Genomic DNA, 12,866 nt, shown 5'->3' with positions numbered 1-12,866 from the left:
TGTCTTAATAGGTGGTTTAAAATCTGATTTTAGCACCGAAAGTAATCGTCCGCGGAATCGGATAAGCGCCATAGTCCAGTCCGTCATAACTGGTATACACTTCGGGATCCATTCCTTTATAGCGGGTGATCGTAAAGAGATCCTGTGCGCTGACAGACAATTGTACACTTGCAAACTTTAATACACGGCGAGGAATGCGGTACGAGAGACTGATATTCTTCAACTTAATAAAAGAAGCATCTTCAAGCCAAAAATCTGAATTGGCATAACTCTTGTTATCGGTGTTAGTGAGACTCGGATAAAGGGCGTCAGCTTTGTTAGCAACATGATCCCAGCCTTTGAAGTAGGCATCGCGCAAGGTAATAAAACGAGAGACTCCAGTCATGGATGCCGCCATAAAACGACTGATATTCAGCCGGTCATATCCTGTGGCAGCATTGAAAAAGACATTCAGCGTCCAGTTTTTCCAAGTAACAGTGTTATTCCAACCTACTGTCCATTTGGGACTTGCCTGTCCTTTCACGACCAGATCATCGGAAGTCGGATTCGTTGTCAGACTACCATCTGCTTTCTGATAAAGATTGGCGCCTTTATCATCGAATCCTTTCCACTGATAAACATAGAAAGATCCCATAGGATAACCGGGCTTCATAATCTGCAGAGGACCTCCCAAATCGCTATAGTTAGCAGTGAGTACAAAGTCATCTCCTGCGAGGTCTGCTACTTCATTCTTCACATAAGAAGCATTCAGACTGGTTTCCCATGTCACAGCCCCCTTTACAGGGAAAGTGGTAAGGGATAATTCGACTCCGGTATTGTTCAGTTTTCCTTGATTCACCCAATAAGTACCACCTCCGTTATATTTAGGCACCTGTTTCTGAAAAAGCAGATCTTTCGTTTGTTTCTTGAACCAGTCCACTGTAATATTAAAGCCTCCGATACTCATATCCAATCCCAAATCATATTGGTAAGTTTTTTCCCAGGTAATGCCGGGTGTAGCAAACTGATATCCCCAATATCCCGTAGAGGAAGTGGAAGTTCCCCAGCCGTAAGATGCCCCCGACAACATACCTAATGTGCTGTAAGCAGCAATATCCTGATTTCCGGTGACACCAAAGCTGGCACGCAGCTTCAGCTGATCGAGCACGTGCTGGTTGCTCATGAAAGATTCTTGTGCAATATCCCAAGCCACAGCTGCGGAAGGGAAATATCCCCATTTGTTGTCTCCCTGAAATTTAGAAGAACCGTCAGCTCTTAATGCAGCAGTAATAAAATATCGTTTCTTATAATCGTAATTAGCACGCACGATGCCGGAAGCCAAAGAAAATTCCGTATATGAATTGCTCGCATCTCTGATAGCAGCATTGCCAAGATTCCAGTACCCAACACTTTCATTGTTCAGATTGGAACCGGTTCCCTTTAGTTGTGAGTCCCACGAACGACTTATTTCCCATACACCCATGGCAGTGAAGCTATGATCTCCGAATTGCTTTTGCCAGGTCAGATTGTTAGTATTCTGCCAATAGTTATGCAATGCGTTGGTATTGCTTGCGCTATTGATAGCACCCGGTGAATCCAGTTTCGACCGGAAAGAATAAGAAGGACTATTATCGTAGTCATAACCTCCCTGAACGGAAAGCGTCAGTCCTTTCATGATCTTAAACAGCAATGTCAGGTTGGCGTTTAAATTATAGCTATAGCTATCGCTATTGTTCACTATCATTTCACCGTAAGGGCTGGAACCGATCATATTATACGGGTCTGTATTGTACACGCCGGTTTCGGGATCTTTCAGCTCCATGGTAGGCGAAAAGTTAGTGACATGCAACCAGTTCGCCCCACCTTCATTGTGTTTGTGAAGACTGGATGCGTTTAATTTTGCAGAGATTGTCAACCAGGGTTTCACTTCCGAGTCGATGTTTGCCCGAATTCCATAGCGTTTATAATCGGACATGATCGTGATGGCTTCCTGATCAAGCACATTTCCCGAAATAAGGTATTTCACTTTTTCATTTCCTCCGGATATGGCAAGCCGATAATCCTGAGTGATACCTGTACGAGTCAGAAGATCAGTCCAGTTGATTCCTTTCGTTCCATTTTTATAAGCCTCAAGGTCTTCGGCAGAGATAGTGGACGATCCGCGAATATCATTCAGTGCAGTTGCATATTCATAGGCGTTCAGCAGGTCATACTGTTTTCTGACAGTCGAAAGCCCGATCGATGCATCGAATGTTACCTGTGCTTTTCCCTCACTACCCTGTTTGGTGGTTATCAGGATAACGCCATTCGAACCACGGGAACCGTAAATGGCAGTGGAGGAAGCGTCTTTCAATATTTCCATCGACTGGATATCAGAAGGGTTAATACCGTCCAAGCCACTGGAAGAGATGATACCGTCAATCACATATAAAGGATCACTGCTTTTATTAATAGAGGTAGTTCCACGAACGCGCACCTTCATACTTGCTCCGGGCATACCACTCGTAGCAGTGACTTCTACACCGGGAGTACGACCCTGGAGTATATTTTCAACCCGTTGTACTGGTTGATTTTTGTATTGTCTGTTGGATACACCGGACACAGCACCCGTAAGGTCACTCTTTTTGACGGTTCCGTATCCTACCACTACCACTTCATCCAATAACTGATTGTCTTCTTTCAACACAACACGAAGAAGAGATCTCTTTCTGACTTTCACTTCCTGCGTATGATAGCCGATGTAAGAGATCACTAAAATCGCTCCTTCCGGAGCTTCGAGAGTAAACCTACCATCCATATCACTGGTAGTTCCGGTGTCTTCACCTTTGATAATGACGGAAGCACCAATGATTGTCTCTCCCTGTTCGTCGTTAATCACTCCTTTGATTGTCTTTCCAGCATCCCCGTCGGTATTAGTATCGCTGTTTGTCGTAACTTCATTGTTATTTTCCGGGGCTTCCTGTGTTTCTGTCTTCTGTTTTTCAAGAGGAGGAGCAACCTGCGCGAATAATCCGAAAGGCAGAAACAGCATTAAAAGAATGCATAATAGCCATTTGTTTTTCATTATTACTTCCATTATTGTTCTAAAATTAGAATAGTTATTAGGATAGATTACCATCAATATTGGGCAATTTATGTGCCAAAAGCATAACAAAAGACTGATACAACGAGACTTATCAAGTTTAACAAAAGAGATTATATCACTAATTTTCAAATACATAAACAATTTGCAATAAAGAAAAAAAGCATTAATAACCAGATTAAGTTTCAAGCACGATCCTGTGCAAAAATTCCACAGAAATGTGGACATATTCCACAAGATAATAAGTTAAGAATAATCCGTATTTAAAAGTTCCTTTCCATCCTTCTGATTGTTTCCACATATCAGAAGTCAGAATAAACGTTCCAAAACTCCAGTTTAAACGATTATTAACTAATTTCTCCCCCGTCTCCGAGAACAGAATCATCAGAAATATCTATCTTTGCCCCAATTTCAAGCAAGAAAGCAAAAGTGCTATTTTTGTGTCGAATTTAAAACGTTTAAGAGAAAACAATGGAAGAAATCGTATTTCATCACACATTACCTATCCAATTGCGATTCAATGATGTAGACAAATTTGGTCACGTCAACAACACAGTTTACTTCTCCTTTTACGACTTGGGAAAGACTGAATACTTCGGTTCGGTATGTCCGGGAGTAGATTGGGAAAAGATTGGCATTGTCGTTGTTCATATTGAAGCGAATTTCGTTAAGCAAATTTTCGCATCGGACCACATCGCTGTACAAACCGCCGTCTCTAAGATAGGTACCAAAAGCTTTCATCTGGTTCAACAAGTCATTGACACGAAAACCAATGAGGTGAAATGTGTTTGCAAGTCCATCATGGTTACTTTCAATCTTGAAAGACATGAGTCCATGCCACTAACCAAGGAATGGATAGAAGCGATCTGCAAGTATGAAGGACGGGATTTGCAAAAAGCATAGATTGATTCCCCCCCACCGATGAAGACACCCTCCGGCACCAATGAAAGCATCGAGCGGTACCGGGGAACAAATCTCCCACGAATAAGAAACAAAACAAGCAAAACCAATTCCTTAGAAAAAGTTTTATCCTGATTCATGTCCGCTATATAACAGAAATTGCCTATTTTTGCACCTTATTATTAAGGTATAAAATATCTAGTACAGAAAATGATAGCTGACAAAAGTATAAATTTAGATACCCTTCATAAAGTATTGTTTGATAATGAGAAGCTGGAACTCTCTGAAGAATGTATTCGAAAAGTAGAGGAAAGCTTCGATTTTCTGCAATCCTTTTCCAGCGATAAGATTATTTATGGTATCAATACGGGGTTCGGCCCAATGGCACAATACAGAATAGAAGATCAGTCATTGATCGACCTTCAGTATAATATCATCCGAAGCCATTCCACCGGTGCCGGCAAACCGCTTCCCGAACTTTATGTAAAAGCAGCTATGATTGCCCGTTTGTACACTTTTCTACAAGGGAAGTCAGGAGTGCATCTGGAACTGGTTTCTCTCCTCTGTGAATTTATCAACCGCGGAATTTATCCGTTCATACCCGAACACGGAAGTGTAGGTGCCAGCGGCGATCTCGTACAACTGGCCCATATCGCCCTGACGTTAATAGGGGAAGGGGAAGTTTTTTATCAGGGTAAATTGTGTAACGCAGCTACGGTGCTTCAGGAAAACGGCCTGAAACCTTTTTCCATGCGTATTCGTGAAGGTTTATCCGTTACAAACGGTACTTCTGTAATGACAGGCATCGGTATTGTCAATCTGATTTATGCAAAAAAACTACTCCGTTGGTCGGTGGCTGCCTCTGTAATGATGAATGAGATTGCCGCCTCTTATGATGATTTTATGGCACAGTCATTAAACGAGGCCAAGCATCATAAAGGTCAACAAGAGATAGCTGCTATGATGAGAGAATGGGTGGCAGGCAGTAAATGCGTGCTTCAAAGAGAGAACGAGCTATACAACCAGGTGCATAAAGAGAAAATCTTCGAACACAAAGTACAGCCCTATTATTCCTTGCGATGTGTTCCGCAAATACTCGGTCCTATTTACGATGAACTGGAGAATGCGGAAGAAGTATTAATAAACGAAATAAATTCCGCCTGTGACAATCCGATTGTCGATCCGGATACACAAAATATTTATCATGGCGGCAACTTCCACGGAGATTACATTTCTTTCGAAATGGACAAGTTGAAAATTGCCGTGACCAAGCTGACTATGCTTTGCGAAAGACAGATTAACTATCTGTTCCACGACCGTATCAATGGCATCCTGCCTCCGTTTGTAAATTTGGGAGTGCTTGGATTGAACTATGGTTTACAGGCTTCACAATTCACTGCAACCTCCACCACAGCGGAATGTCAGACATTATCAAATCCGATGTATGTACACAGTATCCCCAACAACAATGATAATCAGGATATTGTCAGCATGGGAACCAACTCGGCTCTATTAGCAAAAACAGTCATTGAGAATTCTTATCAGGTGATGGCTATCCAGTTTATGGGAATGGCACAAGCTATCGACTACCTGAAAATACAGGATCGCCTAAGTTCCAAAAGCAGGCAGGTTTATGAAGAAATACGCAGTTTCTTCCCTGTATTTACCAATGACACACCTAAATATAAAGAGATAGAAATGATGATAGACTATCTCAAAAAAGAAGATAAATAAAATGAAATATGCATTAGTAACCGGAGGAAGCCGAGGTATCGGCCGTGCTGTCAGTTGTAAACTGGCGGAAATGGGCTACTTTATACTGATAAATTATCAGAATAATGACGCAGAAGCGGAGAAAACGTTGCAGTTAGTACAGGAAAAAGGAAGTAATGGCGAGTTGATGAAGTTCGATGTGACCGACCCTGCCGCTATCACCCTTGCTTTGGGCAACTGGGCTTCCCAACACCCTGACGAATATATCGAGGTACTGATAAACAATGCAGGTATCCGCAAAGACAACCTGATGCTCTGGATGACAGGAGAAGAATGGAGCAAAGTGCTCGATATCAGCCTGAACGGATTCTTCAACGTGACACAGCCTTTATTGAAGAATATGCTGGTCAAACGTTATGGACGTATCGTAAATATCGTGTCATTGTCGGGCATTCAGGGAATGCCCGGCCAAGCCAATTACTCCGCAGCCAAAGGTGGCGTAATAGCTGCTACCAAAGCACTGGCACAGGAAGTTGCCAAGAAGAAAGTAACAGTCAATGCAGTAGCTCCGGGATTCATCCGTACGGATATGACGGAAGGAATTGATGAGAACGAATGGAAGAAACATATTCCCGCGGGACGTTTCGGCACTCCGGAAGAGGTTGCCGACCTGGTCGGTTTCCTGGCATCTCCAGCCTCATCCTACATCACAGGAGAAGTGATTTCCATCAACGGAGGACTATATACTTAAAATAAAAGCATAGAATAGACAAAATAATGAAAAGAGTTGTTATCACGGGAATGGGGATTTACTCTTGCATCGGCAAGAATCTGGATGAAGTAAAAGACTCACTATATAATGGGAAATCGGGAATTGGCATAGACCCAGTACGGAAAGAATTGGGTTATTTTTCTGCATTAACGGGGATATTGGAACGTCCCGACTTGAAGAAGTTGTTGGACCGCCGTAAACGTCTCTGTCTACCGGAGCAGGGAGAATATGCTTATCTCGCTACATTAGAAGCTTTCCGTAATGCCGGTATTAATGAGGATTTTCTCGAAGCCAATGAAGTGGGTATTTTGTATGGCAATGATAGTAGTGCCGCTCCTGTTATTAATGCAGTGGACATCATTCGTGAAAAGAAAAACACTGCACTGGTAGGTTCCGGTTCTATTTTCCAGTCGATGAATTCCACCGTGACAATGAACCTGTCAGTTATTTTCAAACTAAGAGGGGTCAACTTCACCATTGCCGGAGCCTGTGCAAGCGGTTCTCACGCTATTGGTATGGGTTACCTGCTTATAAAATCGGGATTACAGGATTGTATTCTTTGCGGTGGCGCACAAGAAGTCAATCCTTATGCAGTAGGAAGTTTCGACGGACTAAGCGCATTTTCCACCCAGGAAGCAGCCCCCGAGAAAGCCTCGAAACCTTTTGATAAACGACGTGACGGACTGATTCCGAGTGGAGGAGCCGCCAGTCTGGTATTAGAGAGTTATGAATCGGCTGTAAAAAGAGGAGCTCCCATTTTGGCCGAAGTCATCGGTTACGGTTTTTCATCCAATGGAGATCACATCTCCGTGCCTAATGTGGACGGTCCGAAACGTTCTCTTCAAATGGCTATCAAAGATGCAGGGATTGCACTCGAACAGATCAATTATATCAATGCACACGCCACTTCAACTCCGGTAGGTGACTTGAACGAAGCGAAAGCCATTGCGGAAGTATTTGAAGGGCATCACCCGTATGTGACCTCCACAAAGTCTATGACAGGACATGAAATGTGGATGGCCGGTGCCAGTGAAGTGATCTATTCCACCCTCATGATGAACAACGGTTTCATCGCTCCCAACCTCAATTTCGAGGAACCGGACGAGGCCTCTGCACAATTAAATATACCTACCCAACGGGTAAACCTGGAATTTGATACGTTCCTTTCCAACTCATTCGGATTCGGAGGAACCAATTCCACGCTAATCATACGTAAAATCAATCCATAATTTACTAAAGAAATCAGATATATGACAAATGAAGAAATCATCGAGAAGATAAGAACCACTCTGGCAGAAGAGTTTGAAGTAGACATCGACGTCATCCAGCCGGATGCACCGTTAATGGAAACTCTTGAACTGGACAGCCTGGACTTGGTCGATATGGTGGTACTGGTAGAAAAGAACTTCGGCTTCAACGTAACCGGACAAGATTTTGCGGGTATCAAAACCTTCCAGGACTTCTACGATCTCGTTATCACCCGTATGCAGGAAGCCAAGTAAATATGTCGACGTGGAAAGGCAAAACCCGGGGAGGAACATTCGGATACTTATTCTTTATTTACCTGATTAAGTATCTGGGCATTACTGCCGCTTATATATTTCTAAGTCTGGTAGTATTGTACTTCGTACCGTTTGCTCCGAAAGCCACTAAAAGCACCTGGTTTTATGCCCGCCACATTCTGAAATACAACCGAATACGCTCTTTGGGTATGTTGCTGCGCAACTATTACCGGTTAGGGCAAATCCTGATTGACAAAGTAGCTATTGGTAACGGAAAAGTCGATCAATACCGGTTTGAGTTCGAACGGTATCCGGAATTTCTGCAATTGCTGAACAGCGAACAGGGAGTAATTATGATTGGTGCCCATGTGGGAAACTGGGAAATAGGCGTTCCTTTCTTCGACGATTACGGAAAGAAAATCAATATCGTGATGTATGATGCCGAACATCGTAGAATCAAAGAGATATTGGAGAAAAATGGTCAGGACAAGGATTTTAAGATTATCCCCGTCAACGAAGATAACCTGACACACGTTTTCCGTATTACCGAGGCGTTAAACAAGAAAGAATATGTATGCTTCCAGGGCGACCGTTATCTGAATAAAGAGAAACTGCTGACAGGAACACTCCTGGGACAGAAAGCTCCTTTCCCTGCCGGTCCTTTCTTGCTTGGTTCGCGAATGAAAGTTCCGGTGGTATTCTACTTTGCCATGAGAGAGCCGGGCAGAACCTACCGTTTTCATTTTATAAGGACGGAACCAGTCATACGAACCAAAGAAAAGAAAGCAGAGATCGCTCTGCTCGAACAATATACGGCCGCTTTGGACCAAATACTGAAACGCCATCCGGAACAATGGTTCAACTATTACTCATTCTGGAAAACCACGAGTGACGGTTCGCCCTCCAAAGGATTGAAATAAAGATATAACAAAATAAAGATGCAACAGAATCAATATGATAAGGAACCGTTGACCGCGGTAGAGGCACAACGCTTGGCACAAGAAATAGCTTTCGGGCCCATCGTGTTTCAGGTATCACGCCTTATGCTCAAATTCGGTATTTTCCAGTTACTAGCCGACGAACGTGCAGGCATGACACAAGAAGAAATCAGCAAGGCTTGTGGCCTGTCTTCTTATGCAACACAAGTTTTGCTGGAAGCCTCATTAACGATCGGTACCGTATTGCGGCACGAAAACCTTTACCGCCTTGCCAAAGCCGGATGGTTCCTGCTCAACGACAGGATGGTACGTGTCAATATGGATTTCAACCACGATGTCAACTATCTGGGAATGTTCCATCTCGAAGAGGCTCTCACCAACGGACGTCCCGGAGGGCTGAAAGTATTCGGCGAATGGAGCACTATCTATGAAGGGCTGTCAAGCTTGCCCTCACAGGTACAAAAGAGCTGGTTCGGTTTCGATCATTATTACTCGGATTGCTCGTTTGACGAAGCTTTGGCAATTGTTTTCGCCCGTCATCCCAAGACTTTACTGGATGTGGGAGGTAATACCGGTCGATGGGCGACCAAATGCGTAAGCTATGACGATGCAGTGGAAGTAACTATTATGGACCTTCCGCAACAATTGGAGATGATGCGTCAACAAACTAAAGACCTACCCGGAGCAATGCGTATTCACGGGTATGGCGCCAATCTGCTCGATCCCGAAGTACCTTTCCCGACAGGGTTCGATGCTATCTGGATGAGCCAGTTCCTTGATTGTTTCTCGGAAGAAGAAGTAACCAGCATACTGACCCGTGCAGCCCGTTCTATGAGTGGGGAGAGTCGCCTCTATATCATGGAAACTTTCTGGAACCGGCAAAAGTTTGACACAGCCGCTTATTGCCTGACACAAATCAGTCTTTATTTCACAGCCATGGCAAATGGTAACAGCAAAATGTATCATTCGGATGATATGGAACGGTGCATCAAAGCAGCGGGATTGGAAGTTGAAAAGATAGATGACCATTTAGGAATGGGACACAGCATTGTACAATGCAGATTGAAATGAACAACAGGGAAGTTATCATACAAGGAGAAGGAATACTCAATTTGATTCCACAGCGTCCGCCCATCGTGATGGTGGACAGTTTCTTTGGTATCGAAAAGAATCATTCTTATTCCGGACTGACTGTTACTGCTGATAATATTTTCTACGAAACCGGAAAACTGCAAGAGGCAGGAATTATTGAACACATCGCTCAATCAGCAGCGGCACGTATCGGATTTCTTTATACCCGGCAGGGTGAAAAAGTACCGTTAGGGTTTATCGGCTCGGTAGACAAACTTAAAATCTACGATTTGCCAAAGAACGGGATGAAACTATTTACGGAGATTACCGTTGTACAGGAGGTATTCGACATTACATTGATTTCTGCACAAGTGAAAGTGGAAGACAAGCTGATAGCTGAATGCAGGATGAAAATATTTATAAAAAAAAGAATGAAACGGAAAACGAATCAACAGGTTGCAGCTTTGACTAACCGGACTACCTTCAGAGTGCGGTTCAGCGAAATAGACTCCATGCAGATTGTATGGCATGGTGAGTATGTGCGCTATTTTGAAGATGGAAGAGAAGCTTTTGGCAAACAGTATGGTTTGGATTATATGAGTATTTACCGGGAGGGATACATGGTTCCTATCGTGGATTTAACCTGTCAGTTCAAACAATCACTATCTTTTGGTGAAGAAGCGATTGTCGAAACGCGCTATATTGCCTGTGAAGCAGCCAAGATAAAATTTGAATACATTATCTACCGGGCTACCGACCAGAGTATAGTAGCCACCGGAAGCACCATACAAGTGTTCCTGAACCTGAATAAAGAATTGGAGCTTATGAATCCTCCGTTTTATCTGGAATGGAAAAAGAAATGGAATATCCTTTAAATATATACATCACAGCCCATACGCTGATTAGTTCGTTAGGTTTCGGCATCCCGGAAAACCTGGAGGCCATCCATAACTACCGAAGCGGAATCCGTATGCAAGAAGCCGGCCTAATTTCCGATCATCCCCTATTGGCGGGAATGATTGATTCTGTGGAATTGGAAAAACGGGCGAAGCTGATGCAGATTACGGATTATACCCGAATGGAGCAATTATTCATACTGGCTATCCAAGAGGTTATTTCTCAATCGGGAGCCGACTTGCGGGAGCCGGATTGTACCTTGTTATTATCTACCACTAAAGGAAATATAGATTTATTGAGTGAATTACCTGCTGACAGTCCGGTTTTTCTTTGGAAAATGGCGGAACGAATCGGAGATTTCTTTGGAGCGACAAATCAGGTAGAGGTCATCTCCAATGCCTGTATATCAGGAGTCTCGGCACTAATCGTCGCTAAGAGATGGATAGAATCAGGACGTTACAAACGAGTGATTGTGGCAGGTGGGGATATTCTTTCTCATTTCATTACCAGCGGCTTTCTATCGTTTCGATCTGTCAGCGCACACCTTTGCCGACCATACGATATACAACGGGATGGATTAAGTCTGGGCGAAGCCTGTGGAGCTGTTCTTTTAGAAACTCAAGGAAACGCGAATCATATTATTCTCTCCGGAGGAGCAATCAGCAATGACGCCAACCATATATCCGGTCCTTCCCGAACAGGGGACGGTTTAGCTCTAGCCATTAATCAGGCAATGGAAGAAGCCGGAGCACTCCCCGAAGACATTAGCTTTATCAATGCACACGGAACAGCTACGGTTTACAATGATGAAATGGAATCCAAAGCCATACATCTGGCGGGATTAGCTGCAGTTCCGGTGAATAGCCTCAAGCCCTATTTCGGTCATACATTAGGAGCTTCGGGCATTATCGAAACCATACTTTGCATAGAGCAACTAAAAGAAGGAAGATACTACGGAACTTTAGGGTATGAAACACTCGGTGTTCCCATGCCTATCACTGTCTATACCACTCATCAGCCGATGCCGATGAAATGCTGCATCAAAACCGCTTCCGGTTTCGGAGGCTGTAATGCCGCACTGGTATTATCCCTCCCCGATGCTCACCTGAAACAGAAAGTAAACTTGCAGGCAACCGACAAAGCGAGTGCTCCGTCAGTTTGCAAAGCAGTGGTGGAATCGGGCAACATGGTCACAATCAGGCCAGGAGCAGTAGAAAGTAAAGGAACAACTGTATTCAGCTCTTCGGAAACTGACTTTGCACCGTTCATCCGGGAAGCATACAAGCATCTGGGAGAAAACAATATGAAGTTCTATAAGATGGACAACCTCTGTAAGCTGGGATATGTAGCTGCCGAATATTTACTGAAAAATACACACCACCGTCCGGAAGAGATTGGAATCATTCTTGCCAATGCTTCTTCCTCTCTGGATACGGACTGCAAACATCAGGCAATCATCAGTAAAGAAGGGGACAAAGCAGCCAGTCCTGCCGTGTTTGTCTACACTCTCCCCAATGTAGTATTGGGAGAAATCTGTATCCGGCACAAGATTCAGGGAGAGAATACATTCTTTGTCCGTCGGCAATCCGATGCTGCCTCATTAGAGGATTATGCAAGGATTGTGATGGCAAAAGGCAAGTTACGCACCTGTATCATAGGCTGGTGCGAACTACTGGACGGACATTATCAAGCAGAATTTAAACAACTTAATAATATATCAACGATTTATGGATAATTTAGATCAAACCAAAAGAGAACTGATGGACGAAGTGAAAGGGAAACTAATCGAAGAGTTGAACCTTGAAGAAATCACTCCGGAAGATATTGACAATGAAGCCCCTCTGTTTGGCGACGAAGGTCTTGGCCTTGACTCCATTGACGCACTCGAAATCATCCTGATTCTGGAACGCGAATACGGTATAAAGATAGAGAACCCCAGTGAAGGAAAACAAATCTTCTACTCGGTACGTACACTGGCAGACTACATCATTGCTAATCGCAAAGCTTAACCG

Annotated in this window: 11 protein-coding genes and 1 pseudogene; 11 read left to right on the top strand and 1 reads right to left on the bottom strand. The window is 43.7% G+C overall.

Features of this window, described 5'->3' with window-relative positions; translation table 11 throughout:
• Nucleotides 1-16: 16 nt before the first annotated feature.
• A complete protein-coding gene (locus BSCG_RS07545; RefSeq protein WP_022200050.1) occupies nt 17-3,043 on the bottom strand; it encodes a SusC/RagA family TonB-linked outer membrane protein in 3,027 nt (1,008 codons plus the stop codon).
• 489 nt (nt 3,044-3,532) lie between these two features.
• Here BSCG_RS07545 and BSCG_RS07555 point away from each other — a divergent pair, with 489 nt between their 5' ends.
• From BSCG_RS07555 to BSCG_RS07595, 11 genes and pseudogenes are all read left to right on the top strand, one after another.
• Entirely contained in the window at nt 3,533-3,964 is a 432-nt protein-coding gene (locus tag BSCG_RS07555; protein ID WP_004297299.1) for an acyl-CoA thioesterase, read from the top strand.
• Nucleotides 3,965-4,171: 207 nt separating this feature from the next.
• The gene (gene hutH, locus BSCG_RS07560) at nt 4,172-5,695 is read left to right on the top strand and encodes a histidine ammonia-lyase (protein WP_004305448.1); all 1,524 of its coding nucleotides are present in this window, start codon (nt 4,172-4,174) and stop codon (nt 5,693-5,695) included.
• A 1-nt stretch (nt 5,696) separates the two neighbouring features.
• Nucleotides 5,697-6,425, top strand: coding sequence for a 3-oxoacyl-ACP reductase FabG (gene fabG / locus BSCG_RS07565; protein ID WP_004297297.1), 729 nt, complete (start codon nt 5,697-5,699; stop codon nt 6,423-6,425).
• Between the two features lie 26 nt (nt 6,426-6,451).
• Nucleotides 6,452-7,675, top strand: coding sequence for a beta-ketoacyl-[acyl-carrier-protein] synthase family protein (locus tag BSCG_RS07570; RefSeq protein ID WP_004305449.1), 1,224 nt, complete (start codon nt 6,452-6,454; stop codon nt 7,673-7,675).
• 21 nt (nt 7,676-7,696) lie between these two features.
• Complete coding sequence (locus BSCG_RS07575; RefSeq protein WP_004305450.1) at nt 7,697-7,948, top strand: acyl carrier protein; 252 nt, start codon at nt 7,697-7,699, stop codon at nt 7,946-7,948.
• 2 nt (nt 7,949-7,950) lie between these two features.
• The gene (locus BSCG_RS07580) at nt 7,951-8,868 is read left to right on the top strand and encodes an acyltransferase (protein WP_004305451.1); all 918 of its coding nucleotides are present in this window, start codon (nt 7,951-7,953) and stop codon (nt 8,866-8,868) included.
• An 18-nt stretch (nt 8,869-8,886) separates the two neighbouring features.
• Nucleotides 8,887-9,957 (top strand): class I SAM-dependent methyltransferase, encoded by a 1,071-nt coding sequence (locus BSCG_RS07585; RefSeq protein ID WP_004311039.1) that lies wholly within the window; start codon nt 8,887-8,889, stop codon nt 9,955-9,957.
• Nucleotides 9,954-10,385 (top strand): annotated as a pseudogene (locus BSCG_RS0127650) (hydroxymyristoyl-ACP dehydratase); the annotation flags it as partial. The gene BSCG_RS07585 and the pseudogene BSCG_RS0127650, both read left to right, overlap by 4 nt.
• Before the next feature lie 3 nt (nt 10,386-10,388).
• A complete protein-coding gene (locus tag BSCG_RS0127645; protein ID WP_004324733.1) occupies nt 10,389-10,832 on the top strand; it encodes an acyl-CoA thioesterase in 444 nt (147 codons plus the stop codon).
• Entirely contained in the window at nt 10,817-12,589 is a 1,773-nt protein-coding gene (locus BSCG_RS07590; RefSeq protein WP_004311041.1) for a beta-ketoacyl-[acyl-carrier-protein] synthase family protein, read from the top strand. Before BSCG_RS0127645 ends, BSCG_RS07590 begins: the two co-directional genes overlap by 16 nt.
• Nucleotides 12,582-12,863 (top strand): phosphopantetheine-binding protein, encoded by a 282-nt coding sequence (locus BSCG_RS07595; protein ID WP_004297289.1) that lies wholly within the window; start codon nt 12,582-12,584, stop codon nt 12,861-12,863. The genes BSCG_RS07590 and BSCG_RS07595 overlap by 8 nt, the downstream gene beginning before the upstream one ends.
• Nucleotides 12,864-12,866: the final 3 nt, after the last annotated feature.

It is taken from the genome of Bacteroides sp. 2_2_4 (assembly GCF_000157055.1).
GTDB classification, from domain to species: domain Bacteria; phylum Bacteroidota; class Bacteroidia; order Bacteroidales; family Bacteroidaceae; genus Bacteroides; species Bacteroides ovatus.
The sequence above is the reverse complement of the archived record's forward strand: the minus strand, read 5'-3'. Positions and strand labels throughout refer to the sequence as shown.

Excerpts from the sequence above, each read along its gene's own strand:
- BSCG_RS07545 (WP_022200050.1), bottom strand. The coding sequence starts at position 3,043 with ATGAAAAACAAATGGCTATTATGCATTCTTTTAATGCTGTTTCTGCCT.
- BSCG_RS07555 (WP_004297299.1), top strand. The coding sequence starts at position 3,533 with ATGGAAGAAATCGTATTTCATCACACATTACCTATCCAATTGCGATTC.
- hutH (WP_004305448.1), top strand. The coding sequence starts at position 4,172 with ATGATAGCTGACAAAAGTATAAATTTAGATACCCTTCATAAAGTATTG.
- fabG (WP_004297297.1), top strand. The coding sequence starts at position 5,697 with ATGAAATATGCATTAGTAACCGGAGGAAGCCGAGGTATCGGCCGTGCT.
- BSCG_RS07570 (WP_004305449.1), top strand. The coding sequence starts at position 6,452 with ATGAAAAGAGTTGTTATCACGGGAATGGGGATTTACTCTTGCATCGGC.
- BSCG_RS07575 (WP_004305450.1), top strand. The coding sequence starts at position 7,697 with ATGACAAATGAAGAAATCATCGAGAAGATAAGAACCACTCTGGCAGAA.
- BSCG_RS07580 (WP_004305451.1), top strand. The coding sequence starts at position 7,951 with ATGTCGACGTGGAAAGGCAAAACCCGGGGAGGAACATTCGGATACTTA.
- BSCG_RS07585 (WP_004311039.1), top strand. The coding sequence starts at position 8,887 with ATGCAACAGAATCAATATGATAAGGAACCGTTGACCGCGGTAGAGGCA.
- BSCG_RS0127645 (WP_004324733.1), top strand. The coding sequence starts at position 10,389 with ATGAAACGGAAAACGAATCAACAGGTTGCAGCTTTGACTAACCGGACT.
- BSCG_RS07590 (WP_004311041.1), top strand. The coding sequence starts at position 10,817 with ATGGAATATCCTTTAAATATATACATCACAGCCCATACGCTGATTAGT.
- BSCG_RS07595 (WP_004297289.1), top strand. The coding sequence starts at position 12,582 with ATGGATAATTTAGATCAAACCAAAAGAGAACTGATGGACGAAGTGAAA.